Source organism: Streptomyces sp. NPDC087845, from assembly GCF_044742755.1.
Lineage (GTDB): Bacteria > Actinomycetota > Actinomycetes > Streptomycetales > Streptomycetaceae > Streptomyces.
In genome coordinates, this window is sequence record NZ_JBIUVC010000001.1 from 205,908 (window position 1) to 231,436 (window position 25,529).

The following is a 25,529-nucleotide window of genomic DNA, read 5'->3' on the forward strand; positions in this document are numbered from 1 at the left end:
AAAGGAGAAGCCACTTGGCGAGCATCCAGAAGCGCCCCAACGGCAAACGGCGTGCCCGATACCGCGACCTCGACGGCAAGGAACACGCCCGCCACTTCGACCGCAAGATCGACGCCCAGCGCTGGCTCGACGAAGTAACGACCAGCGTGGTCACCGGCCAGTACGTCGACCCGCGCTCGGCGAAGAAGCCCTTCAAGGAGTACGCGGAGGAGTGGCGGGCCAGCCAGCCGCACCGGCCGTCGACGGCCAAGGCCGTGGCCCAGCACCTGCGTTGCTACGTCTACCCCGTCTGGGAGAAGCGGGCACTCGGCGCGATCAAGCCCGGTGACGTGCAGAGCTGGATCACCAGCCTGACGACCACCCACAAGCTCGCCGCGAGCACTTCCCGCACCGTCTTCAACACGGTCAACGCTGTCTTCCGGGCAGCGGTACGCGACCGCATGATTCCGCACAACCCCTGCACCGACGCGAAGCTGCCCTCAGTTCCGAGGAAGAAGGTCGTACCCCTGGCCGTCGAGCAGGTGCGGACACTGTCCGAAGAGATACCCGCCCGCTACAAGGGCCTCGTGCTGCTCGGCGCTGCCACCGGGCTCCGCCCCGGCGAGCTGTTCGGCCTCCAGCTCCGCCACGTGGACCTGCTGCAGGCGACGGTCTCGGTCGAGCAGCAGATCCAGCAGACCGCCAAGCACGGCGTGTACGTCTGCCCGCCCAAGACCGCTCGCTCACACCGCACGGTTCCACTCCCCCGCATAGCGGTGGACGCGGTGAAGGCCCACCTACGGGATTTCCCCGCAGATGGGCCCGAGAGCTGGATCTTCACGGCACCGCAAGGCGGGCCCGTGGTCTACACGCACTTCATGGACGGGTCCTGGCGGCCCGCCTGTGCAAAGGCCGGCATAGCGAAGGGCACCGGGCCCCACGCCCTCCGGCATCACTACGCCAGCCTGCTGATCAAGCACGGTGAGTCCGTGAAGACGGTCTCCGAGCGTCTCGGCCACACCAATGCGGCCATGACGCTGAACATCTACACCCACCTGTGGCCCGACTCCGAGGAGCGGACCCGGGCCGCGGTCGACAAGGCGTACGCGGACCTGTCCGCCGATGCCCAGCCACAGGTCGACGAAGCGGCGTAACCGCTCCTCCGCGTGCCGGAGTCATCCAGCACGCTGCGGACTCTGTGCGGACCGCAAAGGCCGCCCAACCCGCTCCGTCGCAGGTCAGACGGCCTTTCGCCGAACGTATTAGACGTTGAAGCGGAACTCCACCACGTCGCCGTCCTGCATCACGTAGTCCTTGCCCTCCATGCGGGCCTTGCCCTTGGCGCGGGCCTCGGCGACCGAACCCGTTTCGACCAGGTCCTCGAAGGAGACGATCTCCGCCTTGATGAAGCCCTTCTGGAAGTCGGTGTGGATGACACCGGCCGCCTCGGGGGCCGTGGCGCCCTTCTTGATCGTCCAGGCCCGCGCTTCCTTCGGGCCTGCGGTGAGGTAGGTCTGCAGGCCCAGGGTGTCGAAGCCGACGCGGCCGAGGGTGGCGAGGCCGGGCTCTTCCTGGCCCATGGACTGGAGGAGTTCGAGGGCCTCGTCGTCGTCGAGCTCGATCAGTTCGGACTCGATCTTGGCGTTGAGGAAGATCGCCTCGGCCGGGGCGACCAGGGCGCGCTGCTCGTTCTTGAAGTCCTCGTCGACCAGTTCGTCCTCGTCGACGTTGAAGACGTAGAGGAAGGGCTTGGTGGTGAGCAGGTGCAGCTCGTGGAGGAGCTTGCCCTTCTCCGTGCCCGCGCTGATGCCTGCGGCGAAGAGCGTCTGGCCGGACTCCAGGATCTTCTGGGCCTCCTCGACCGCGGCGAGGACCGCGACCTTGTCCTTCTGGAGGCGGGACTCCTTCGTGAGGCGCGGGACGGCCTTCTCGACGGACTGGAGGTCGGCGAGGATCAGCTCGGTGTTGATCGTCTCGATGTCGTCCTTGGGCGAGACCTTGCCGTCGACGTGGACGACGTTCTCGTCCTTGAAGGCGCGGATGACCTGGCAGATCGCGTCGGACTCGCGGATGTTCGCGAGGAATTTGTTGCCCAGGCCCTCGCCCTCCGAAGCGCCTCGGACGATGCCGGCGATGTCGACGAAGTCGACCGTCGCGGGGAGCAGGCGCTGCGAGCCGAAGATCTCGGCCAGCTTGTTCAGGCGGGCGTCCGGGACGCCGACGACGCCCACGTTCGGCTCGATCGTGGCGAACGGGTAGTTGGCCGCCAGCACGTCGTTCTTGGTCAGGGCGTTGAACAGGGTCGACTTGCCGACATTCGGCAGACCGACGATTCCGATCGTGAGCGACACGTTGGCGACTTCCTGAGGAGTGAGGAGGTGAGGGGAGCAGTGGGAAGGAGGGCGGACATGCATGGGTCCGGGTGGGCCGAATCTCCAGTTTACGGGCGGGGGCAACCGGGTAGCCACGGGTCCGGCCGGGCACCGGTCCGGTCGCCGTTCGGCCGTGTGGCATCGAACTCATCCCCAAGGTCACCCAAAGCGCGTGTCCCGCACCGGTTTCCTCCCGCCCGGCGACCTACGTTGTCCCGGTGGAGCAGCACAGGACACGTCCCCCGCAGCGCAGGCAGTCTCAGCAGGCCCCGCTGTCCCCCCAGGGCACCATCGACGAGGCCGCCACCGTCTACCGGGTGGTGGACGCGCAGCCGGAGGGCCGGTCCCGGCCGGTGCCGCCCGTCGTTCTCGCGCTGCGCAGACTGCCGAATCCCCGGCTGACCGGCATCGGTGCGGGGCTCTTCGCCGCCGCCTCCATGTTCGTACTGGCATGCCTTGACGAACTATTGTTCGAAGGTTCGTCGGCCGTGTTCGGTGCGCTGTTCCTGCCCGTCAGCGCGCTGACCGCGCTGTGGGTACGGCCCGCGGACCTGGTCACCGCCCCGATCATCGTGCCGATCGCGTTCGCCGTCGGGGTCATCCCGATCTCCGGCGGCACCAGCGGTTTCGCGGGCCAGACCATGGCACTCGTCACCGCGCTCGCCGTGCACGCCGGGTGGCTGTACGGCGGGACGCTCATCGCCGGGCTCATCGCGACCGTGCGGAAGGTACGGCTCATGCGGCAGCGGCAACGTCAGCGCCGGATGCTGCTCGCCGCAGAGACGGCCCGCGCCGCACAGCCGCCCCGTCGCCCCCAGCGCTGACCGGGGGCGGAGCGGGAGCGGGGCCACACGGCCCTACGCCTTGTCCGCCGCCGCCATCGCCGCTCCCACGATGCCCGCGTTGTTCTGCAGCTCCGCCGGCACCATCTCGGCCCGTACGTGCTCGATCAGCGGCAGGAACTTGTCGGCCTTGCGGCTGACTCCGCCGCCGATGATGAAGAGTTCGGGCGAGAACAGCATCTCCACATGGGCCAGGTACTTCTGCAGCCGGTGCGCCCAGTGGTGCCAGCTCAGCGCCTCGTCCTCCTTGGCCTTGGTGGAGGCGTGCTTCTCGGCGTCGTGGCCGCTCAGCTCCAGATGGCCCAGCTCGGTGTTGGGGACGAGCTTGCCGTCGGTGAAGAGGGCGCTGCCGATCCCCGTACCGAGCGTCAGCACGATCACCGTCCCCTTGCGGCCGCGCCCGGCGCCGAACGCCATCTCCGCGATGCCCGCCGCGTCCGCGTCGTTCAGGACGGTGACGGGGAGGCCGAGCCTGTCCCCGAGCAGTCCGCGGGCGTCCGTGTCGATCCAGGACTTGTCGACATTGGCCGCGGTACGGGTGCAGCCGCTGGTGACGACGCCCGGGAAGGTGATGCCCACCGGGCCCGACCAGTCGAAGTGACCGACCACCTCGGCCACGCACCCGGCCACGTCCTTGGGCGTGGCCGGGTGCGGTGTCAGTACTTTGTGGCGCTCCTGCGCCAGGTCTCCGCGGTCCAGGTCCACGGGAGCGCCCTTGATCCCGGATCCGCCGATGTCCACGCCGAAGATCTGCATGCAATCCACGGTACGGGCAGGTGGCCCGGCCCACTTCCCGGAACGGGAGGCCGCCGTCGTACGGCCGTCACTTCTCCATGAGCGTCGCGGCCTCGGCACGCAGGTCGCGGCGGAGTTCCTTGGGAAGCGAGAACGTGATGGACTCCTCGGCCGCCTTGACGATCTCCACGTCCTCGAAACCGCGCTCCGAGAGCCATGCCAGGACGCCGTCGACCAGGACCTCGGGAACGGAGGCGCCCGAGGTGACGCCGACCGTGGAGACACCCTCCAGCCAGGCCTCGTCGATCTCGTCGGCGAAGTCGACCAAATGGGCGTCACCGGCGCCGGCGCCGAGGGCGACCTCGACCAGGCGGACGGAGTTGGAGGAGTTCTTGGAGCCGACGACGATCACGAGGTCGGCGTCCGTGCCCATCTGCTTCACGGCGATCTGGCGGTTCTGCGTGGCGTAGCAGATGTCGTCGCTGGGCGGCGAGATCAGCAGCGGGAACTTCTCCTTGAGCGCGCCGACCGTCTCCATCGTCTCGTCGACGGAGAGCGTGGTCTGGGAGAGCCAGACGACCTTCGACGGGTCGCGCACCTCGACGCCCGCGACATCCTCGGGGCCGTCGACCAGCGTGATGTGGTCGGGGGCCTCGCCGGAGGTGCCGATGACCTCCTCGTGGCCCTCGTGGCCGATCAGGAGGATGTCGAAGTCCTCCTGCGCGAAGCGGACGGCTTCCTTGTGGACCTTGGTGACCAGGGGGCAGGTCGCGTCGATCGTGGCGAGCTTCCGCTCGGCCGCCTCCTCGTGCACGGTCGGCGCGACGCCGTGCGCGGAGAACATCACGATCGAGCCCTCGGGGACCTCCGCCGTGTCCTCGACGAAGATCGCGCCCTTCTTCTCCAGGGTCTGTACGACGTACTTGTTGTGGACGATCTCATGGCGCACGTACACCGGGGAGCCGTACTGCTCCAGGGCTTTCTCCACGGCGATCACGGCACGGTCCACGCCCGCGCAGTAGCCACGGGGAGCGGCGAGCAGGACGCGGCGGGGTGTCGTAGCAGTCATGCGCCCCATCGTAAGGCCGCGTCGGACGCGCGGAGGATCGGCGGGGTCGCGAGACTGATCCGTACGCGATCGACGGAGGGCTCATGTCGGGGACCGGCAGCGGCAGCGGCAACGGGGGCAGCGGCGGGGGTAGCGGGGCGCGGGAGGCGGCGCACCAGGAGGAGGGCAGGCTGCGGCGGACGCTCGGCTTCCGGGATCTGGTGGTCTACGGGCTCCTCTTCATCGCGCCGATGGCGCCCGTCGGCATCTTCGGCGCGCTCGACGCGAAAGCGGGCGGCGCGGTCGCGCTGGTCTATGTCGCGGCGACCGTCGTGATGGCGTTCACGGCCTTCAGTTACGCCCAGATGGTGCGCGTCGCCCCGCTGGCGGGCTCGGTCTTCGCGTACGCGCGCAAGGGGCTCGGCGAGGGGCCGGGGTTCGTCGCCGGATGGATGGCGATGCTCGACTACCTGCTGATCCCGGCGGTCGCCTATCTCTTCTCCGGCATCGCGCTCCACGCGCTCGTGCCGTCGGTGTCGCCGTGGGTGTGGACGGCGCTGGCGGTCGTCGTCACCACGTTCCTCAATCTCTGGGGTGTGCGGGCCGCCGCCCGCGTCGGCTTCGCGGTGCTCGCGATGGAGATCGTGGTGCTGCTGGTGTTCCTGGTGTCGGCGGTGGTGGTTCTCGTACGGGACGGGGCGCAGCGCGGCTGGCTGACTCCGTTCACCGGTGATTCCGGCTTCTCCGCGTCGGCGGTGCTGGGAGCGGTGTCGGTGGCCGTGCTGTCGTATCTGGGCTTCGACGCGATCGCCTCGTTCGCGGAGGAGGTGACGGGAGGCCCGTCGAAAGTGGCGCGGGCGGTGCTGTTCTGCCTGGTGCTCGCGGGTGCGCTGTTCGTGGCGCAGGGGTATCTGGCGGCGCTGCTGGAACCGATGACGTCGGCGGAGCTGGCCGCCGATCCGGCCGCGCAGGGGTCGGCGTTCTACTACACGGTGGACTCCGCGGTCGGGACCTGGCTGCACGATCTGGTGGCGGTCAGCAAGGCGATCGGGGCGGCCTTCGCGGCGCTTGCCGGGCAGGCCGCCGCGGGGCGGCTGCTGTTCGCGATGGCCAGGGAGCGGCGGCTGCCCGCGCTGCTCTCCAAGGTCGATCCGCGGTCCGGGGTGCCGCGGCTCGCGATCCTGCTGGCCGCCGTGGTGACGCTGGTGGCGGCGGTGTGGGCGGCCCGGCGCGCCGACGGTCTCGACCGTCTGGTCTCGGTCGTCGACATCGGTGCGCTGACGGCGTTCGTGCTGCTGCACGCGTCGGTGGTCGGCTGGTTCGCCGTACGCCGGATGGAGGGACCGCCGAGCTGGTGGCGGCATGTGCTGGTGCCGGTGGTGGGCGCGGGCGTGCTGATCGCGGTGATCGTGGAGGCGACCGCGAGCGCTCAGGTGGTGGGGGTGTGCTGGCTGGGGGTGGGGCTGGTGGTGCTCGCGTTGCAGTGGGGGCGACGCACGGCCTGAGGCGGGAGAGCGGCGCACGGCTTGGGGGACGGACGCACGGCCTGGGACGGACGCACGGCTTGCGGCGGGAGAGCGGGAGCGTGGGGAGAGCCGGAGCGCGGAGTGGCGTTCAGCCGTGGGGGCTTTCGGACGCGGGCGTCGGCGTGGGCGCGGGTTTCGGGCGCGGGCGCGGGTCGCGGGCGCGGGATTCGGGCTTGGCTTCTCCGCGACGGCTGATTGTCGGTGGGGGCGGATACGCTCGCTCGCATGGCTCTCCAAACGTCCGCGGAAGCTCCGCTGCCCGTCGGTGATGTGTCGCGGCTCATCGGGGGATGGATCGACCGGCTCGGGGCGGTCTGGGTCGAGGGGCAGATCACCCAGCTGTCGCGGCGGCCGGGCGCCGGTGTGGTGTTCCTGACGCTGCGCGACCCGTCGCAGGACATCTCGGTGAGCGTGACGTGCTTCCGCCAGGTCTTCGACCGGATCGCGGATGTGGTGACGGAGGGGGCGCGGGTCGTCGTCCTCGCCAAGCCCGAGTGGTACGCGCCCCGCGGTCAGCTGTCCCTGCGGGCCACGGAGATACGGCCGGTCGGCATCGGTGAGCTGCTGGTCCGCCTTGAGCGGCTGAAGAAGTCGCTGGCCTCGGAGGGGCTCTTCGCGCTCGACCGGAAGAAGCCGCTGCCGTTCCTGCCGCAGCTGATCGGACTCGTCTGCGGGCGGGCCTCGGCAGCCGAGCGCGACGTCCTGGAGAACGCGCGGCGGCGGTGGCCCGCGGTGCGGTTCGAGGTGCGCAACACCGCGGTGCAGGGGGTGCACGCGGTGAATCAGGTGGTCCAGGCCGTGAAGGAGCTGGACGACCTCCCGGAGGTCGACGTGATCGTCGTGGCGCGGGGTGGCGGCAGCGTGGAGGATCTGCTGCCGTTCTCGGACGAGCAGCTGATCCGTACGGTCGCCGCGTGCCGTACACCGGTGGTGTCGGCGATCGGCCATGAGCCCGACTCCCCCCTGCTCGACCTGGTCGCGGACCTGCGCGCCTCCACGCCGACGGACGCGGCGAAGAAGGTCGTGCCCGATGTGGGCGAGGAGCTGGACCGGGTGCAGCAGCTGCGGGACCGCGCGCTGCGGACCGTACGGGGGCTGCTGGACCGGGAGGAGCGTGGGCTGGCGCATGCGCTGGGCCGGCCCTCGATGGAGCGCCCCCTGCGCATGGTGGACGAGCGGGCGTCGGAGATCGACGCGCTGATCGGGCGGGGGCGGCGGGTACTGGGTCACCTGCTGGACCGGGCGGACTCGGAGCTCGCCCACACCCGGGCGCGGGTGGTCGCGCTGTCGCCCGCGGCGACCCTGGAGCGCGGATACGCCGTGCTGCAACGGGCGGACGGCCACGTGGTGCGGGCTCCCGCGGACGCCGGGGCGACGGGCGATGTGCTCCGTGCGCGGGTCTCGGGGGGCGAGTTCGCGGTGCGGGTGAGCGAATGAGCGGGAGTTCGGGGAGCGGGGGTTCGCGGCGCGGCGGTCCGGCGCACGGGGGTTCTCTGCGCGGGGCTTGCGTACCCGGAAGCGCCGCGCGCGGGCGGACGGGCCCGGAGCGCGGGGCCGACAGTGACGACGGACGAGATCGAAGGCTCCTGGCGGGGCGGAACGTAGGGTGGAGCGCATGACGGACGACGGGACCACGGCGGCTGGTGCCACGGGCACGCTCGGCTACGAGCAGGCACGTGACGAGCTGATCGAGGTGGTGCGCCGCCTGGAGGCGGGCGGTACGACGCTGGAGGAGTCCCTCGCGCTGTGGGAGCGGGGCGAGGAGCTGGCGAAGGTCTGCCGGCACTGGCTCGAAGGCGCGCGCGCACGGCTGGACGCGGCCCTGGCGGGGCCTGCCGACCCGGCGGAGAACGGCGGCGGCCCGGCGGCCGACAACGGCTGAGACTTCCCTGGATGTCGCCGAGACCGCCACGGTGAGCCGCCCGGTCGCGGCGAGACGCCAGATCGCGGCGGGAGGACAGGTCGCGGCGCAACCTCCGGTCACAGCGAGACGCCCGGTCGCGGCGGAACGCCCGGTCACGGCGGGGGAGCAGGTCGCGGCAGGACGCCCGGTCACGGCGGGACGCCGGGCCGCTGACGGCGCCCGTGCCGGACCACGTGCCCGGTCTCGGACGGCGCCCGTGTCCCCCACATGCCCGCTGCGGCGGTCCTGGCGGGGCGCGGAGCCTGTCCGCGACGGCGCGAGAAGGTCCGCGCCAGGTGCAAACGGCTCGCGTCGGCGCACGAGGTCGCACTGTGGAACGGATCACTCCGGCCCAGTTTTAGTTGAAAGTTAACCAACCTCTCCCGTACGGTGATCGTCGTTGCTTGATCCCCTGTATGCCCGGAAGGTAATACGCACGATGCCGCTCGCTCTTGACCCCGCCGCCCAGAACCTCCTCTTCCGCGAGGCCCGCACCGCCAACACCTTCACCGACGAGCCGGTGACCGAGGAGCAGGTCCAGGCGATCTACGACCTGGTCAAGTACGGCCCCACCGCGTTCAACCAGTCGCCGCTGCGCGTCGTCCTGGTCCGCTCCGACGAGGGCCGCGAGCGCCTCGTCAAGCACATGGCCGAGGGCAACCGGCCCAAGACCTCGACCGCCCCGCTGGTCGCCATCCTGGTCGCGGACAACGAGTTCCACGAGGAGCTCCCGGCCCTGATGCCGCACTTCCCGCAGGCCAAGGACGCGTTCTTCTCCGAGCGCCCGGTCCGCGAGTCGTCCGCCGCGCTCAACGGCGCGCTGCAGGCCGCGTACTTCATCATCGGTGTCCGCGCCGCCGGCCTGGCCGCCGGCCCGATGACGGGCTACGACGCCGCGGGCATCGAGAAGGAGTTCCTGGACGGCGACCACAAGGTGCTGATGGTTGTCAACATCGGCAAGCCGGGCGAGGACGCCTGGTTCCCGCGTCTGCCGCGCCTCGCCTACGACGAGGTCGTCACGACCGTCTGATTCGTCTCCGCGCGCACGGAGAAGGCCCTGGAACGGCACACCGCCGTGCTCCAGGGCCTTCTCCGTTTCCCCGCTTCCCCGTACGTCGCCTTCTCCGCTTCCCCGTACGTCGCCGCACGGCGTCACCCACACCCGGCGTCAGGACGACTTGAGCGCGGCCGCCATCTCCGCCAGCCGCTCCGGCGAGGCGGAACCCGTGACCACCGTGGTCGCACCCTTGTCCTGGCGCACGAGGGCGTCGTACTTCTCGCCCTTCCAGTGCTGCCAGGTCTCGCCCGCGACCTGCTGCGTACGCCCGGTGTCCCTGGCGTCCTGGCTGACCTCCGTCACGTACTTCTTCGCCGGGGAGGTGGACTGCTCCACCGCGACGTACTTGCCCTCCGGGTCGAGGAAGCCCAGATGCCAGCTGTTGTCGGCCTTGCGGTCGTAACTGACCGAGGTCGGCTTCCAGTCCTTGGCCAGTCCGTCCGGTGCGACCACCGGATAGGGCGCCGCGCGCCGCGCCGTCAGCAGCTCCACCCGGTAGTCGACCGGCTTGACCGGGTTGGCGTTCTCGTCGTGCGGAACGAAGATGTAAACAACCCCCGCCGCGGCGGAGATCACCGCCATCGACAGGAACATGTCCCGCACCGTCTGCTTGCCTCGCTTGCTAGCCACGGGTCCATGGTCGCATCAGACCCGCTGGGTCCGATTCGGGGGGCAGCCGCTCATAAGTGACCCGGTCTGCTCATTTTGTCGACCTGACGATAGAGTCACAGCACCCTCTTCCGGTCGTCGTCGTACAGAAAGGTGCGCTCCGATGTCCGAGCATCATCTGCCGTCTCAGCTTGAGGTCTCCCCGGAGGCCCCCGACCGCAACCTCGCCCTGGAGTTGGTCCGGGTCACCGAAGCCGCCGCCATGGCAGCGGGGCGCTGGGTCGGCCGTGGCGACAAGATCGGCGCCGACGGCGCCGCCGTGAAGGCCATGCGCACCCTCGTCTCCACCGTCTCGATGAACGGCGTCGTCGTCATCGGCGAGGGTGAGAAGGACGAAGCCCCCATGCTGTTCAACGGCGAGCGCGTCGGCGACGGCACCGGCCCCGAGGTCGACATCGCCGTGGACCCGATCGACGGCACGACCCTGAACGCCAAGGGCATGCCGAACGCGATCGCCGTGCTGGCCGCCGCCGACCGCGGCGCCATGTTCGACCCGTCCGCTGTCTTCTACATGGACAAGCTGGTCACCGGGCCCGAGGCCGCCGAATTCGTCGACATCAACGCGCCCGTCTCGGTGAACATCCGCCGTGTCGCGAGGGCGAAGAACTCCGCCCCCGAGGACGTCACCGTCGTCGTCCTCGACCGCCCCCGCCACGACGGCATCGTCAAGGAGATCCGGGAGACCGGCGCCCGGATCAAGTTCATCTCCGACGGCGACGTCGCGGGTTCGATCATGGCCGCCCGCGAAGGGACCGGCGTCGACCTGCTGATGGGCATCGGCGGCACCCCCGAGGGCATCATCTCGGCCTGCGCCATAAAGTGCCTCGGCGGTGTCATCCAGGGCAAGCTCTGGCCGAAGGACGAGGCCGAGCGGCAGCGCGCACTGGACGCCGGGCACGACCTGGACCGGGTGCTGTCCACCGACGACCTGGTCAGCGGCGACAACGTGTTCTTCGTCGCGACCGGCATCACGGACGGCGAACTGATGCGCGGCGTGCGGTACCGCGCGGAGACGGCGACCACCGAGTCGATCGTCATGCGGTCCAAGTCCGGCACCATCCGGAAGATCGACTCGACGCACCGGCTGTCGAAGCTGCGCGCCTACAGCGCGATCGACTTCGACCGCGCGAAGTAACTCCCGTCCCCGGGGTCCGGGGAGAGGAAAGCGAAGAGGCGCCCCCGTGTGCGGTGGGGGCGCCTCTTCGCGCGGTACGGGCGCGCATGGAAACGTACGGGCGCGTACGGAAACGCACAGAAACGTACGGGCCCAGACGGACCCGTACCGGCACGCACGGACACGGAGCGGCCGGTTCGGCATCCCGGCGCCCGCCCGGGGTGCCGAGACCCCGGCCGGTCAGCCCGCCGCCGCGATCCGGCCCGCCGCGCCGGAGGACGCGGATGATGCCTTGAGCTCCATCTCGCGCCGTCTGCGCCGGGCGAGCACCACGCGGCGTTCGGCGGCGGTGAGGCCGCCCCACACCCCGTACGGCTCCGGCTGTATGAGGGCGTGTTCCTGACATTCGACCATCACCGGACAGCGCGCGCAGACCCGCTTCGCGGACTCCTCGCGCGCGAGTCTGGCAGCAGTCGGCTCCTTCGACGGGGCGAAGAACAGCCCGGCCTCGTCCCGGCGGCACACCGCCTCCGAGTGCCAGGGGCCGGCCTGGTCCTCCCGAGCAGGGGTGCGCTGGGGAGGGACGGCGGCGACCTGCAGGGGCTGATGCGGCAGTTGCAGCACGGTCTACTCCTGACGACGGCTTCGGCTTCGCGAGCGAGAGACGATGCAGCACTCCCTACCCGCTGTGCGTACGCCTATGCACTGAGTGCTTCCGGTTCCGGGCCGCGGAATTGCCGTTGGTCAGAAATATGGCTTGTTTTCGAAGGAGTTCGAAGCCGTGGAGAAGCGAGGTGGAACGCGTGGCTCCTAGCCGAGGTATTTACGCAGCCGGTCCTGGAGGTCCGCGATGAACTTCCCGCGCTTGGGCTTCGCCTCGACGCTGCCGAACACCGAATAGCCATTGACGACGACCACGGGCGCTTCGGGGTCGACGGATTCCAGCGTGGCGACTTCGAAATTGCCGAAGACGCCGGTGCCGCTGCCGCGCAGGGAGATGTTCTCGGGGACCTTGATCTCGATGCTCCCGAAGATGGACGTCGCGTTGATCACCGTGAGCCTCTGACCGAAAAGCGCCTCGGTCAGATCGATCTCCACACCGCCGAAGAGCGCGAAGGCGTTCGTACGGCCGCCGACCCGCCAACGCCCCCTGCGGGTGGAGCTGCTGAAGATCGCCACCAGGTTCTCGGCGGGGCCCGTCGGGCCCTCCTGGCCGGACGCGCCCATGGCGGTCGCGGCGGCCGGGCGCGAGGCGCCCGACGGTGCGGGCAGATCCCGTACCAGCGGTTCGAGTTCACCGACGGTCTTGGCGCGGTAGACCGCGTCGACCCGCTCGGCGTGCTCCTCGGCGGTGAGCCGGCCCTCGGCCATGGCCTCGCGCAGGATGTCCGCGATCCGGTCGCGGTCCGCGTCGGAGGCGCGGATACCGGCCGGCTCCGCCGGGGCTACGGGCTGCTGGGGGTGCTTTTCGAGGTCCACCGGCCCAGGGTACCCAAACGCGATAGATCGCGACTAGCCCCCGCCCCACCCCCGCCGTGTCGCCCCCGTGCCACCGCCGCGCCGCACCCGTCTCGCCCTCGTGTCGCCCTCACGCCGCACCCGCGCCGCCGCCACGCGGACGCCCGACTGAGCCTTACCTCACAACCTCGGTACCCGCGGGGCGTTCTACCCTGGTGGATGCGCTGTCCAAGGGAGGCCAGCCGCTGTCTGCCGAGTGAGGAATGGCCGTAATGCCAGAGTTTGCGTACTCCGATCTGCTCCCTCTGGGAGAGGACACCACTCCCTACCGTCTGGTGACCTCCGAGGGTGTCTCCACCTTCGAGGCCGACGGTCGTACGTTCCTCAAGGTCTCCCCGGAGGCGCTGCGCACGCTGGCCGCCGAGGCCATGCACGACATCTCCCACTACCTGCGCCCCGCCCACCTGGCGCAGCTGCGGCGGATCGTGGACGACCCCGAGGCATCGTCCAACGACAAGTTCGTCGCGCTCGACCTGCTGAAGAACGCGAACATCGCCGCCGCGGGTGTCCTGCCGATGTGCCAGGACACCGGCACCGCGATCGTCATGGGAAAGCGCGGGCAGAACGTACTCACCGAGGGCGGTGACGAAGAGGCCCTGTCGCACGGCGTCTTCGACGCGTACACCAAGCTCAACCTCCGCTATTCGCAGATGGCTCCGCTCACCATGTGGGAGGAGAAGAACACAGGCTCGAATCTTCCGGCGCAGGTCGAGCTGTACGCCACGGACGGCGGCGCGTACAAGTTCCTCTTCATGGCGAAGGGCGGCGGCTCGGCCAACAAGTCGTTCCTCTTCCAGGAGACGAAGGCCGTGCTGAACGAGGCCTCGATGATGAAGTTCCTGGAGGCCAGGATCCGTTCGCTGGGTACGGCCGCCTGCCCGCCGTACCACCTGGCGATCGTCGTCGGCGGTACGTCGGCCGAGTTCGCGCTGAAGACCGCGAAGTACGCCTCCGCGCACTACCTGGACGAGCTGCCCGCCGAGGGCTCCCCCACGGGGCACGGCTTCCGGGACAAGGAGCTGGAGGAGAAGGTCTTCGAGCTGACGCAGAAGATCGGCATCGGCGCCCAGTTCGGCGGCAAGTACTTCTGCCACGACGTGCGTGTCGTCCGCCTCCCCCGCCACGGCGCCTCGCTGCCCGTGGCCATCGCCGTCTCCTGCTCGGCGGACCGGCAGGCCACCGCGAAGATCACCGCCGAAGGCGTCTTCCTGGAGCAGCTGGAGAAGGACCCGGCGCGCTTCCTGCCGGACACCACCGACGAGCACCTCGACGAGGCGGGTGACGTCGTGGAGATCGACCTCAACCGGCCGATGGACGAGATCCTCGCCGAGCTGACCAAGTACCCCGTGAAGACCCGGCTCTCGCTGACCGGCCCGCTGGTCGTGGCGCGCGACATCGCGCACGCCAAGATCAAGGAGCGGCTGGACGCGGGCGAGGAGATGCCGCAGTACCTGAAGGACCACCCGGTCTACTACGCGGGCCCGGCGAAGACGCCCGAGGGGTACGCCTCCGGCTCCTTCGGTCCGACGACGGCCGGCCGCATGGACAGCTACGTCGCGCAGTTCCAGGCGGCCGGCGGCTCGAAGGTGATGCTCGCCAAGGGCAACCGGTCCCAGCAGGTCACCGACGCGTGCGACGCCCACGGCGGTTTCTACCTGGGCTCGATCGGCGGTCCGGCGGCGCGTCTCGCGCAGGACTGCATCAAGAAGGTCGAGGTCATCGAGTACGAGGAGCTCGGCATGGAAGCGGTGTGGCGGATCGAGGTCGAGGACTTCCCCGCGTTCGTCGTCGTCGACGACAAGGGCAACGACTTCTTCACCGAGCCCGCCCCGGCACCGACGTTCACCAGCATTCCGGTACGGGGCCCGGGTCTCGCCTGACAGGTTGAGGCACATCCGAGTCGCCTTCCCGCAGGGGCGTTCCGGCCGTATCGCACCGGCCGGGGCGCCCCGCGGGCCGTTCACGCCCGCCGGAGCGCCCCCGCGCGGGCCGTTTCTCGCCGCGCGGCTCCGGCGCCCCCGCGGGCCGTTCACGCCGGCCGGAGCGCCCTCGCGGCTCCGGCTCCCCCGCGGCTCCGGCTCCCCCCGTGATCACACCTCCAGCAGCCCCGACGTCGCGACCAGATAGCCGAGTTGGGCGCGGCTGTTGCTGCCCAGCTGTTCGGAGACCCTCCGCACGTGTTCGGCGACGCTGCGGCGGCTCATGCCGAGCCTGCGGGCGATCGAATCGTCGGTCTCGCCGTCCACGACCGCCTGCAGGATGGTCCGTTGCAGGTCGGAGGTGACGACCGGGGTGCGCAGCGGTACGCGTTCCGGGCGGACCGGGACCGCGCGGGCCCAGGCCTCGTCGAAGTGGCGGACCAGGAAACGGATCAGGGGCGGGTGCTGGATGCGCAGGGCACTGTGCGGCTCGTCGGAGTAGGGGACGAACGCGAGGTTCCGGTCGAAGACGATGATCCGGTCGACGATCTCGGCGAGTGTCCTGACCTCGGCGCCCTCGGTGGTCACCTGCTCGATGTAGGCGAGCGTCGTACGGTCCGAGCGGACAGTGTGCTGATAGATCGTCCGCTGCCGGATGCCCCGCCGCAGATTGCGCAGGTCCCGGGGGAGCGACTCCTCCAGTGTGTGCGCGGGACGGCCCCCGCCGGGGTGGGCGGTGCGGACCTCCTCGCGACAGCCGGCGACGCCGGCTTCGAGCGCCTTGCCGATCACGGCCGCGCCGGAGAGCCGGGCGAGGGCGGGCTGTTCGAGCCGGTGCACATCGGCGTACAGGCCCTCGAACACGGCCAGCGCGGCACGGGCCGAACGCAGCGTGCGACGCTGCCGGGCGATCGCCTCCTCGATGGGTCCGAGCGCGTCGAACGAGGCGGTCTCGGGCGGCACGGGGATCAGATACCCGGGCGAGTCGCGGTCCTCCATCACCAGGTGAAGGGCGCTCAGGCAGCGGGGCACGTCGCTCGCCGGAAGGCTGCCTTCCGTGAGCGCACGCCGATAGACCGCGAGGGCCGTGCCACAGGCGCGTTCCGGTGACGATTCGCGGCAATCACACGCCCGTGGGCCGGAATGATCGTCCTTCACAACCATGCAGATTACATTCGTGCAATCCGAAGGCCACGGGCGAGCGCGGCCGCTCGGTGAGTATGAGCCAGTGACGCACGACATCGAACAGGCGGGCGAGCGGCCGGAACGCGCACCGGACGCCGATCCGGCGCGGACCGCGCGCGGCGAGCACCGATTTCGGATTCTCGTCGCCGGATACTCGCTCTCTTCGTACGGCACCTTCCTGAATATGGTGGCGCTCAATCTGTTCGTCTACGAGACGACGGGCAGAGCGCTCGCGATGGGCCTGTTCATGGCCGTGCGCCTGGCGTCCGGATTTGTCGCCGGACTGGCCGCCGGTGGCCTTCTCGCCCGTTTCACGGCCAAGAGCCTCATGCTGTGGACGAATGTGGCGCAGGCGGCGGTGATGCTGTCGCTGGTCTTCGCGCCGCAGGGGATGCGGACGGCCGCGCTGATGGCCGTTTCCGTGGTGGTCGGCTCGTGCGGAACGCTTTTCATGGTGTCGCTGCGCAGTTCCATTCCCGAGATGGTCGGCGACGACCGCCGCTCGTGGGCGAACTCCCTCTCCATCACCGGGCGTTCACTGGCCATGGTGGCCGGTTTCGCCTCGGCGGGCGTGGTGGTCTCACTCGTCGGCTACACCGCCGCGTTCGTGGTGGACATGGTCACCTTCGCGGTCTGCGCCGTGACGGTGGCTCTGCTGCCGATCGCGGGCGGTGGCAGGGGGAAGGGCGCCCGGCCGGAATCGGAGAGGGATTCCGACGGGCGTACGAGCGCGGGGACGCGGAAGGGGAAGGGGAAGGCCGGGACCGGGACGGCCGGGGGGAGCGGCGCCGGGGCGCGGCGGTGGCGGGTGCCGGGCGCGTTCCTCGCGTCGGCCGCCGCGCCCGGTCTCGGTCTGATGGTGGTGCTGCGGTGCGTGGACGCCTTCGGTTCGTCCTCGCACAACGCCGCGCTGCCGGTCTACTCCGCCGGGCTCGACACCTCGCACCCCGCCGTGTTCGTCAGCGCGTTCTGGTGTCTGTGGGCGCTGGGCAACGTCGTCGCCCAGCAACTGATCCAGCGGTACGCCAAGCGCACCGGCCGGGCGGTGGGCGCAGCGGGTTTCGGGTACGGCACCTGTCTGATGTCCGGGGCCTTCATCCTGGCGTTCGCCGGGTTCCCGTCGGCGGCGACCGCCGTGATCGCGCTGGTCGCGGGCGCGGCCGACGGGCTCACCGAGGTCTCGTACACCTCGCATCTGCAGACGCTCCCCGCCGAGCTGCGCGGTCACGCCTTCGGGCTCTCCGCGACCGTCGAGAACCTCGGCTTCGGCGTCGGCATGATCCTGGTCGCGGCGGCGCTCGACAGCTACCGGCCGCTGACCGTGGTCGCCTGGTCGCACGGGGTGGCCATCGTGGTCGCCGTGATGTTCCTGATCCGGGTGGCGGGGTTGCGCAGAGGTGATCGCGTCCCCGCTCCCCGCTCCGGCACCGCTCGCGACGGGCAGATGCCGTGAGGGTTCGCCTACGGCGGTATTCAGCCAATCTTCAGCCGGTCCGGGCGCGACCGCCCGCCCGGCCCCGTACGGGTGCGCCCGGCGCGGATGCGCGGTCGGCGCCGGGGGCCCACGGCCCGCGTACGGTCCGGGCCGCGGGCGTCCGGCGCGGCGGGAGGACGGGGACGGACGGCGGGCGCGGGCAGTGGGCGGCGGGCGGCGGGCGGCGGGCGGCGGGCGGTGTCCCGGAACGGGGTGCCGCGCGTCCACACCCTCCGGAACGCCTTTCCTGGACGCCCTCGGTACGGACCCCGTACACCTCCGCCGCCTCGGCCCCCGACGCCGCGGCGGCCGATCCGGCACCGCAGCTTTCACGCAGCGGGCCGCGCCGCGGACTTGCACCGTGCCGGGCCGCTGCGGTGGATTGTCGAACGCTCCTGAAGTACTCCCCGACGCGGGAAACAGCCCGGGGGAATCCAGGAATCGGCCGTCACCCCCCACACCTCGAAAACCCTCACTCGCTCACCGTCGAACATCGGAAAGGCGGACGCCGTATGACGCCGCTTCCCCACCGCAGCCACGCCGACGACCTGCTGTCGTTCATCAGGGCCAGCCCTTCCCCGTACCACGCGGTGGCGATCGCCGCCCAGCGCCTGGAGAAGGCCGGCTTCCGTGAACTGCACGGCACGGACGACTGGACGGGCACGACCGGCGGCGGCTTCGTCGCCCGCGGCGGCGCCCTGATCGCCTGGTACGTCCCCGAGGGCGCCCCCGCCCACACCCCGTTCCGGATCGTCGGCTGCCACACCGACTCCCCGAACCTCCGGGTCAAGCCCACCCCCGACACCGGGTCCGCGGGCTGGCGGCAGATCGCCGTGGAGGTCTACGGCGGCGTTCCGCTGAACACCTGGCTCGACCGCGATCTGGGCATCTCCGGACGGCTCGCGCTGCGCGGTCCGGGCGGGGGCGTCGAGTCCCGGCTCGTCCAGATCGACGAACCGCTGCTGCGGGTGCCCCAGTTGGCCATCCACCTGGACCGCACGGTCAATGAGGGGCTCGCCCTGGACCGGCAGCGCCATCTCGCCCCGCTGTGGGCGCTCGGGGCGCCCGAGGAGGGCGCGCTGCTGCGCCGGGTCGCGGCGGCCGCGGAGGTGGAGCGGGGCGACGTCCTCGGCTGGGACCTGATGCTCCATGACGTCCAGCCGCCCGGTTATCTCGGCGCGGACCAGGAGTTCGTGGTGTCCGCACGGCTGGACAACCTGGTGTCGGTGCACGCGGGCGTCACGGCCCTGGTGGCCGCGGCGACCGCGGCCGAGGAGCCCTCGTACATCCCCGTCGTGGCGGCCTTCGACCACGAGGAGGTCGGCAGCGGCTCGGACACCGGTGCGCAGAGCCCGCTGCTGGAACGCGTCCTCGGCCGCTCGGTCGCCGCGCGCGGCGGCAGCTCCGAGGACTGGTCCCGCGCCCTGTCCGGTGCCTTCTGCGTCTCCGCCGACATGGCACACGCGGTCCACCCCAACTACGCGGAACGCCACGACCCGGGCCACCATCCGCTGCCCAACGGCGGTCCCACGGTCAAGGTCAACGCCAATCAGCGGTACGCCACCGACAGCACCGGCATGGCGGTGTTCGCGGCGGCGTGCGAGCGGGCGGGGGCGCCGTGGCAGCCGTTCGTCTCCAACAACGCGATGCCGTGCGGCACATCGATCGGACCGCTCACCGCGGCCCGGCTGGGTGTCGCGACGGTCGACGTGGGGGTGCCGGGACTGTCCATGCACTCGGCGCGTGAGCTGTGCGGGGCCGCGGACCCCGGTCATCTGGCCGCTGTCCTGGGCGCGTTCATGACGTCCGGCTGACGCACCGGCCGGGGCGGCGGGACGGGGCAGTCCGGGCCGCCGCGCCCGGTGCGGCGAGGGAGGGGCGGGGCGGTACGGGCCACCCGGGCCGGGGCCGGCCCGCCCCTCCCCCGCCGCAGGACGCGGTCGCGCGAACGCCGCGGGACGTGGTTACGCGAACCGCTGCTTCGCGCCGCCGTCGCAGGTCTGCAGCTTCAGCGGGTCCTTGGCCGCCGCGAGTGTGAGGCACAGCCCGGTCGAGGCCGCCGGACGCACGGTGCCCGACTGCTTGACGAACTGCTGGTTGGCCGCGCCGGAGCAGTTCCACAGGATGAGCGTGGCGCCCGCCTTGTAGTCGGCGCCCGGCACGTCGAGGCACCGGTCGTGGCTCAGCTCCGTACGGAGGTTCCTCGTGCCGGAGTCGTACCACCAGCCCTGGTTGCGGCCGCCGTGGCAGTCCCAGCCGCCGATCTCGGTGTCGTTGCGGGTCACCGAGGCGGGAACGTCCACGCAGGTGCCCGTGGCCTCGTTCTTCAGGGGCTTGAAGACGTCGTCCCACGCCGCGGCCTGCAGCACCGGCTGCCCGGTGCTCGCCGGGTCGGCGCAGCTCGCCTCGCGCAGGTTCGAGTTGTAGATCTGGGTCAGGCAGGACGCGAAGGCACCGTGGCCCCGCGCGTTCGGGTGGAAGGACTGCCGGACGGAGTTGGAGTCCGGCGGGAAGTGCGACAGGTCGATGTAGAGGCCGCGGGCCCAGGTGGACTCGCTGCAGACCTCGTGGCCGTGGAAGAGCCGGGAGTTGTCGAGGTAGACGGCCCCCGATTCGGCTGCGGCCTTGCGCATACCGCGTTCGAAGGCGGGAACGGCGACGTTGCGGCCCCAGGCGGCGTCGGAGTCGTAGCCGGCGCAGCCGCCGGGAAGCTTGCCGGGGAAGTCCGGGTTGTCGTAGAAGTCCGGACCGATGGGGCTCGGGTAGCCCATGACCACGAGCTTGTAGTCGCTGTTGGTGTATCCGGCGTCGGACATGACGGTCTTCAGATCGCGCACCGTCTTCTCGACCTTGGGGACGAGTCCGTCGACGCGCGCCTGCCAGCCGCCGTCGTACTTCGGCTGACAGGTCCCCTGGGAGAGCACCCAGCGCTGGACGCAGTCCGTCATGACCGGGCCGAACTGGAGGTCGTCATTGGCGCCGGCGACCAGCACGACCATCTTGATGCGGGTGTTGCGTGCCTTGATGGCGAGGTTGTCGCTCTGCACGAGTTCGTCGGCGTACTGCTTCGAGCCGCCGATCACGATGTTGCCGGTGTACGCGCCGGAGCAGGAGACGTTGTACGTGACGTCGGCCGGGATGCCGGTGCGGTGGATGGCGGAGTCGGGCGAGCGGTGGCACCAGTTGTCGGGGCCGTTGGTGCCCGCCTCGTACGTGCCGACGCCCTCGCCGGAGATCTCGCTGTCGCCGAGCGAGATCAGCCCGGTCTTTCGGTCGGCGAGCGGGCGCTCGGCCGGGTCGCCGTACAGCTGGGTGGCTTCGGCGGCGCGGATGGCCTCCAGCTCGGGCGACAGGGGGGTGGATGCGGTAGTGGTGGTACCGGACCGGTCCGCCGCGCCCGCCGGCCCTGCGGCGGCCGCCATGCCGCCGCATGCCGCCGCCATGGCCGCGGCGGCCGCGACCGTACTGCGAAGTCTGTGCCTGGTGCGCCTCATTGCGCCTCCCCGGGTTGTGGTTACCCCCGGTATTTACTGGTCGGTAGGCAACTTGGGAATACACAGAACGAGACAAGTGCTCAACTTTTTCAGGAGGTTGAACCCCATGGACGACGCACAGGCCACCGCTCAGACCCCAGCGGACAGCACGGATTTCCGCATCGAGCACGATTCGATGGGCGAGGTGAGGGTGCCCGCGAACGCCAGGTGGCGGGCCCAGACGCAGCGCGCGGTGGAGAACTTCCCGATCTCCGGGCAGCGCCTGGAGCGGGCCCACATCGAGGCCCTGGCCCGGATCAAGGCGGCCGCGGCCAAGGTGAACGCCGAACTGGGGGTGCTCGACCCGGACATCGCCCTGGCCGTCCAGGAGGCTGCCGACGAGGTCGCCGGGGGCCGCTGGGACGCCCACTTCCCGATCGACGTCTTCCAGACCGGGTCCGGCACCTCGTCCAACATGAACACCAATGAGGTCGTGGCCACCCTCGCCACCGAACGCCTGGGCCGCGAGGTCCATCCCAACGACCACGTCAACGCCTCCCAGTCGTCCAACGACGTCTTCCCGTCCTCCATCCACATCGCCGCCACCGCCGCCGTAACCGGCGACCTGATCCCGGCACTGGACCACCTGGCCGCCGCGCTGGAGCGCAAGTCCGCCGAGTTCGCGACGGTCGTGAAGTCGGGCCGTACGCATCTGATGGACGCCACGCCCGTCACCCTGGGCCAGGAGTTCGGCGGCTACGCGGCGCAGATCAGGTACGGGGTCGAGCGGCTGCGCGCCTCCCTCCCCCGCCTCGCCGAGCTGCCGCTGGGCGGCACGGCCGTCGGCACCGGCATCAACACCCCGCCCGGCTTCTCCGCCGCCGTCATCGCCGAGGTCGCCCGCGCCACCGGCCTGCCGCTCACCGAGGCCAGGGACCACTTCGAGGCGCAGGGCGCGCGGGACGGGCTCGTGGAGACGTCCGGCCAGCTCCGCACCCTCGCCGTCTCGCTCACCAAGATCTCCAACGATCTGCGCTGGATGGCGTCCGGGCCGCGCACCGGCCTGGCCGAGATCAACCTCCCCGACCTCCAGCCCGGCTCGTCGATCATGCCGGGCAAGGTGAATCCGGTCATTCCCGAGGCCGTCCTGATGGTGGCGGCCCAGGTGATGGGGAACGACGCGACGGTCGCCGTCGCGGGCGCGGCGGGCAACTTCGAACTGAATGTGATGCTGCCGGTCATCGCGAAGAACCTGCTGGAGTCGGTACGGCTGCTGGCCAACGCCTCCCGGCTGCTCGCGGACCGCACGGTGGACGGCATCACGGCGAACGCGGAGCGGGCCAGGGAGTACGCGGAGTCCTCGCCGTCCGTCGTCACCCCGCTGAACAAGTACATCGGCTACGAGGAGGCGGCGAAGGTCGCCAAGAAGTCCCTGGCCGAGCGCCGGACGATCCGCGAGGTGGTGCTGGACTCGGGATACGTCGAGCGCGGCGATCTCACGGTGGAGCAGCTCGACGAGGCGCTGGACGTGCTGCGTATGACCCGCCCGTGACACGCATCGCAGCGAGGGGGCCGCGGCATCTCTAAGATCTGCCCATGGCAGGTATGGAGTACATCGAGCACTGGGCGCCGGGCGATCAGATCCTGTGGCGCTACCGCGGCAACGGCCCGCTGCCCGAGGGGGCGCGGGACCCCGCCCCGGCCCCGGTGCACATCTGTCGCCCCGTCACCGTCGTGCAGGACACCGACGAGTTGCTCGCCGTGTGGGTGGCGCCCGGCACCGAGTGCGTGAAGCCGGTGCTGGCGAACGGCACCGAGGTGCACGACGAGCCGCTCGCCACCCGCTACACCGCCCCGCGCACCACCGCCCGCTCGCGCTGGCTCGGCAACGGCGTGCTGAAGCTCGCCCGTCCTGGTGAACCCTGGTCGGTGTGGCTGTTCTGGGGGGCCGGCTGGACGTTCCGCAACTGGTACGTGAACCTGGAGGAGCCGCGCACCCGCTGGGCGGGCGGCGTGGACTCCGAGGACCACTTTCTCGACATCTCCGTCCGCCCGGACCGCAGCTGGGTCTGGCACGACGAGGACGAGTTCGCCCAGGCGCAGCGGGTCGGTCTGCTGACCCCGCGGACCGCCGGGCGGGTGCGGGAGGCGGGCCGCGCGGCCGTCGAGGTGATCCGGGCGTGGGGAACGCCGTTCCGGGACGGCTGGGAGGACTGGCGGCCCGATCCGCACTGGCGCGTCCCCACCCTCCCGGATGACTGGGACCGTACCCCCTCCCCCATGGCATCGTGAGACCCTTGATGCACCCCAGGGGGGCAAACGTAGGATCGCCCTCCGGAGCGCCGCACCGCCCCAACCGGCGGACGCGGCACCGGACCTGACCGCAAGTCACCGCACGAGCACCACGCACTGCATGAGCTGGACGAGCCACATCAGTCGGATGAATCGCATGAGCCACTACGAGGGGGTGGAGACGTGCTCGCTGTCGCCCGCCCCGTCACCGGAAACGTTGTCGGCGAACCACCCTGCGGGCATCCGGTTTCGGCCCCTCTTTCGGGGGCATCCGGTGACAGCCGTTGTTATCACCGCTCTTGCCGGGGCACAGTGGCGCCCCACGAGGTGATTGCCTCATACAACCGGCCCGGACGGACGGAACCCCACGCGTGACGGAGCATCCCACCTCCCACGAAGGCCGGCAGCCTCTCGCCGCCCGGTCGCAGGAACGCACCCGGCCGCGGCAGCAGGATGCCGCGCCGGCTGCTTCCCCTGCCACCGCCGCGATCCCCGGACCCGCCACGGCGCCGGGCGCCGGGGCGAATCCGGCGGCTCCCGCCGCTTCCGCGGTGAACCCCGGCCCCGCAGGACTCGACCCCCAGGCCGCGGCCCGTCGCGAGGGCGACCGGCTGCGTTTCGTGGGGGCCGCCACCCGGCGGATCGCCCGCGGCATAGACCTCGACGAGATCGTGCTGGGCCTGTGCCGGGCCAGCGTGCCGACGTTCTCCGACGCCATACTGGTCTACCTCCGCGATCCGCTCCCGGTCGGTGACGAGCGGCCGGTCTCCCCGTTCGTGCTGCGGCTGCGCCGGTCGGACCGGCTGCGGCTGAACGAGGAGGAGACCGAGACCTCGTCGGAGATCGAGCGCCTGCGGCTGCCCGCCATCGATCCGCACGGCGACCTGCCGCCCGCGGCCGAGCTGTGCGAGGTCCGCTCGGGCGGCGCGCTCGCCGAGGTGCTGCGCGGGGTGCGGCCCGTTTTCGGGGACTCCGCGGCGGCCCGTGCCGCACTGCCCGAACTGCTCGGCTCCGGCCGGACCGTACCCACCGGGCACCGGGCGATCCTCGCCCCGCTGCGCGGCCGGCGGCGGGTGATCGGCGCCGCCGTCTTCCTGCGCGGGACCGAGCGGCCGCCCTTCGAGGCCAATGACCTGCTGGTCGCGGCCCAGCTGGCGACGCACACCGCGCTGGGCATCGACAAGGCCGTGCTGTACGGGCGCGAGGCGTACATCGCCGACGAGCTCCAGCGCACCATGCTGCCCGACTCGCTGCCCCAGCCGACCGGTGTCCGGCTTGCCTCCCGCTACCTTCCGGCCGCCGAGACGGCCCGGGTCGGCGGCGACTGGTACGACGCGATCCCGCTGCCCGGCAGCAGGGTCGCCCTCGTCGTCGGGGACGTCATGGGCCACTCCATGACGTCGGCGGCGATCATGGGCCAGCTGCGCACCACGGCGCAGACCCTGGCCGGTCTCGACCTGCCGCCGCAGGAGGTACTGCACCACCTCGACGAGCAGGCGCAGCGGCTCGGCAGCGACCGCATGGCGACGTGCCTGTACGCGGTGTACGACCCGGTCGCGCACCGCATCACGATCGCCAACGCCGGGCACCCGCCGCCCGTCCTGCTCCACCTGGGCGGCCGCGCGGAGGTGCTGCGGGTACCGCCCGGTGCCCCGATCGGCGTCGGCGGGGTGGACTTCGAGGCCGTCGAACTGGACGCGCCCGCGGGCGCCACGCTGCTGCTGTACACCGACGGTCTGGTGGAGTCCCGGCTGCGGGACGTCTGGACCGGGATCGAGCAGCTGCGCGAACGGCTCGCCACCACCGCCCGGCTGACCGGCCCGGACCACTCGCCGCCGCTGGAGGCATTGTGCGACGACGTCCTGGACATGCTCGGTCCCGGCGACCGGGACGACGACATCGCGCTGCTCGCCGCCCGGTTCGACGGGATCGCGCCGAGCGATGTCGCGTACTGGCACCTCGAACCGGAGGAGACCGCCCCGGGACGGGCCCGCAGGCTGGCCCGCCGGGCACTGAGCCGCTGGGGGCTCGACGATCTCTCCGACTCGGTGGAGCTGCTGGTCAGCGAGGTGGTGACCAATGCCGTGCGCTATGCGGAGCGGCCGGTGACGCTGCGGCTGCTGCGCACCGACACGCTGCGCTGCGAGGTCGGTGACGACGCTCCGCAGCTGCCCCGGCAGCGCCGGGCCCGGGACATGGACGAGGGCGGCCGCGGCCTGTTCCTCGTGAACCGGCTGGCCCGGCGGTGGGGGGCGACGCGTCTTTCGACGGGCAAGGTGGTCTGGTTCGAGATGCCGACCCGGGGCCAGTAGGGGGCCCGGACCGGGCACGGGGAAGAGCCCTGCACGGACGGTAGCCAAATGTTGCCGACCTCCTGTCGGCGGAGTTGACTTCAGTCGTGAACGAGACGACCTGACCGAAAC

General features: G+C 71.0%; 21 protein-coding genes. 13 read left to right on the top strand and 8 right to left on the bottom strand.

Going from position 1 to position 25,529, the window contains the following annotated elements; genetic code table 11:
- Positions 1-14: 14 nt before the first annotated feature.
- Positions 15-1,133 carry a tyrosine-type recombinase/integrase gene (locus tag ACIOMQ_RS00920; protein WP_402187456.1) on the top strand — a complete coding sequence of 373 codons (1,119 nt, stop codon included), beginning with the start codon at positions 15-17 and terminating at the stop codon, positions 1,131-1,133.
- A 108-nt stretch (positions 1,134-1,241) separates the two neighbouring features.
- Here the strand turns inward: ACIOMQ_RS00920 and ychF are convergent, their stop codons facing one another.
- Positions 1,242-2,330: a redox-regulated ATPase YchF gene (ychF, locus tag ACIOMQ_RS00925; RefSeq protein ID WP_362200212.1), complete on the bottom strand. Its 1,089-nt coding sequence runs from the start codon at positions 2,328-2,330 to the stop codon at positions 1,242-1,244.
- A gap of 239 nt (positions 2,331-2,569) precedes the next feature.
- On the opposite strand from ychF, the gene ACIOMQ_RS00930 reads away from it, so the two are divergent.
- A complete protein-coding gene (locus ACIOMQ_RS00930; RefSeq protein WP_401261352.1) occupies positions 2,570-3,175 on the top strand; it encodes a DUF6542 domain-containing protein in 606 nt (201 codons plus the stop codon).
- Positions 3,176-3,208: 33 nt separating this feature from the next.
- On the opposite strand, the gene ppgK is transcribed toward ACIOMQ_RS00930, so the two are convergent.
- Positions 3,209-3,949, bottom strand: coding sequence for a polyphosphate--glucose phosphotransferase (gene ppgK / locus ACIOMQ_RS00935; RefSeq protein ID WP_362200208.1), 741 nt, complete (start codon positions 3,947-3,949; stop codon positions 3,209-3,211).
- A 67-nt stretch (positions 3,950-4,016) separates the two neighbouring features.
- Complete coding sequence (locus ACIOMQ_RS00940; protein ID WP_389794195.1) at positions 4,017-5,006, bottom strand: 4-hydroxy-3-methylbut-2-enyl diphosphate reductase; 990 nt, start codon at positions 5,004-5,006, stop codon at positions 4,017-4,019.
- Positions 5,007-5,080: 74 nt separating this feature from the next.
- On the opposite strand from ACIOMQ_RS00940, the gene ACIOMQ_RS00945 reads away from it, so the two are divergent.
- From ACIOMQ_RS00945 to ACIOMQ_RS00960, 4 genes are all read left to right on the top strand, one after another.
- A complete protein-coding gene (locus tag ACIOMQ_RS00945; RefSeq protein ID WP_402187460.1) occupies positions 5,081-6,481 on the top strand; it encodes an APC family permease in 1,401 nt (466 codons plus the stop codon).
- A gap of 246 nt (positions 6,482-6,727) precedes the next feature.
- Positions 6,728-7,939 carry an exodeoxyribonuclease VII large subunit gene (gene xseA, locus ACIOMQ_RS00950; protein ID WP_362200199.1) on the top strand — a complete coding sequence of 404 codons (1,212 nt, stop codon included), beginning with the start codon at positions 6,728-6,730 and terminating at the stop codon, positions 7,937-7,939.
- A 178-nt stretch (positions 7,940-8,117) separates the two neighbouring features.
- Entirely contained in the window at positions 8,118-8,384 is a 267-nt protein-coding gene (locus tag ACIOMQ_RS00955) for an exodeoxyribonuclease VII small subunit (protein ID WP_362200197.1), read from the top strand.
- Between the two features lie 460 nt (positions 8,385-8,844).
- Positions 8,845-9,435, top strand: coding sequence for a malonic semialdehyde reductase (locus tag ACIOMQ_RS00960; protein ID WP_402187463.1), 591 nt, complete (start codon positions 8,845-8,847; stop codon positions 9,433-9,435).
- 138 nt (positions 9,436-9,573) lie between these two features.
- On the opposite strand, the gene ACIOMQ_RS00965 is transcribed toward ACIOMQ_RS00960, so the two are convergent.
- Positions 9,574-10,092: a DUF4245 domain-containing protein gene (locus ACIOMQ_RS00965; protein ID WP_362200191.1), complete on the bottom strand. Its 519-nt coding sequence runs from the start codon at positions 10,090-10,092 to the stop codon at positions 9,574-9,576.
- Between the two features lie 142 nt (positions 10,093-10,234).
- Between ACIOMQ_RS00965 and glpX the strand changes: the two genes are divergently transcribed.
- Positions 10,235-11,266 (top strand): class II fructose-bisphosphatase, encoded by a 1,032-nt coding sequence (gene glpX / locus ACIOMQ_RS00970; protein ID WP_389794188.1) that lies wholly within the window; start codon positions 10,235-10,237, stop codon positions 11,264-11,266.
- A 219-nt stretch (positions 11,267-11,485) separates the two neighbouring features.
- Here glpX and ACIOMQ_RS00975 read toward each other — a convergent pair whose 3' ends face one another.
- Positions 11,486-11,869 carry a WhiB family transcriptional regulator gene (locus ACIOMQ_RS00975; RefSeq protein WP_362200184.1) on the bottom strand — a complete coding sequence of 128 codons (384 nt, stop codon included), beginning with the start codon at positions 11,867-11,869 and terminating at the stop codon, positions 11,486-11,488.
- 186 nt (positions 11,870-12,055) lie between these two features.
- Positions 12,056-12,724 (bottom strand): DUF1707 domain-containing protein, encoded by a 669-nt coding sequence (locus tag ACIOMQ_RS00980; RefSeq protein WP_362200181.1) that lies wholly within the window; start codon positions 12,722-12,724, stop codon positions 12,056-12,058.
- Positions 12,725-12,975: 251 nt separating this feature from the next.
- On the opposite strand from ACIOMQ_RS00980, the gene ACIOMQ_RS00985 reads away from it, so the two are divergent.
- Complete coding sequence (locus ACIOMQ_RS00985; RefSeq protein WP_362200178.1) at positions 12,976-14,643, top strand: fumarate hydratase; 1,668 nt, start codon at positions 12,976-12,978, stop codon at positions 14,641-14,643.
- A gap of 210 nt (positions 14,644-14,853) precedes the next feature.
- Here ACIOMQ_RS00985 and ACIOMQ_RS00990 read toward each other — a convergent pair whose 3' ends face one another.
- The gene (locus ACIOMQ_RS00990; RefSeq protein ID WP_402187469.1) at positions 14,854-15,840 is read right to left on the bottom strand and encodes a LuxR C-terminal-related transcriptional regulator; all 987 of its coding nucleotides are present in this window, start codon (positions 15,838-15,840) and stop codon (positions 14,854-14,856) included.
- Between the two features lie 70 nt (positions 15,841-15,910).
- Here ACIOMQ_RS00990 and ACIOMQ_RS00995 point away from each other — a divergent pair, with 70 nt between their 5' ends.
- On the top strand, positions 15,911-17,320 hold the full coding sequence (locus tag ACIOMQ_RS00995; RefSeq protein WP_401985442.1) for an MFS transporter: 1,410 nt from the start codon (positions 15,911-15,913) through the stop codon (positions 17,318-17,320).
- A 533-nt stretch (positions 17,321-17,853) separates the two neighbouring features.
- Entirely contained in the window at positions 17,854-19,155 is a 1,302-nt protein-coding gene (locus ACIOMQ_RS01000) for a M18 family aminopeptidase (protein ID WP_362200169.1), read from the top strand.
- 150 nt (positions 19,156-19,305) lie between these two features.
- Here the strand turns inward: ACIOMQ_RS01000 and ACIOMQ_RS01005 are convergent, their stop codons facing one another.
- Positions 19,306-20,835, bottom strand: a complete 1,530-nt coding sequence (locus ACIOMQ_RS01005; protein WP_401261364.1) for a ricin-type beta-trefoil lectin domain protein — start codon at positions 20,833-20,835, stop codon at positions 19,306-19,308.
- Positions 20,836-20,941: 106 nt separating this feature from the next.
- Here ACIOMQ_RS01005 and ACIOMQ_RS01010 point away from each other — a divergent pair, with 106 nt between their 5' ends.
- From ACIOMQ_RS01010 to ACIOMQ_RS01020, 3 genes are all read left to right on the top strand, one after another.
- Positions 20,942-22,366 (top strand): class II fumarate hydratase, encoded by a 1,425-nt coding sequence (locus tag ACIOMQ_RS01010; protein WP_401985443.1) that lies wholly within the window; start codon positions 20,942-20,944, stop codon positions 22,364-22,366.
- A 44-nt stretch (positions 22,367-22,410) separates the two neighbouring features.
- Positions 22,411-23,106, top strand: a complete 696-nt coding sequence (locus ACIOMQ_RS01015) for a DUF402 domain-containing protein (protein ID WP_362200160.1) — start codon at positions 22,411-22,413, stop codon at positions 23,104-23,106.
- Positions 23,107-23,477: 371 nt separating this feature from the next.
- Positions 23,478-25,418 (top strand): SpoIIE family protein phosphatase, encoded by a 1,941-nt coding sequence (locus tag ACIOMQ_RS01020; RefSeq protein WP_362200157.1) that lies wholly within the window; start codon positions 23,478-23,480, stop codon positions 25,416-25,418.
- Positions 25,419-25,529 lie beyond the last annotated feature (111 nt).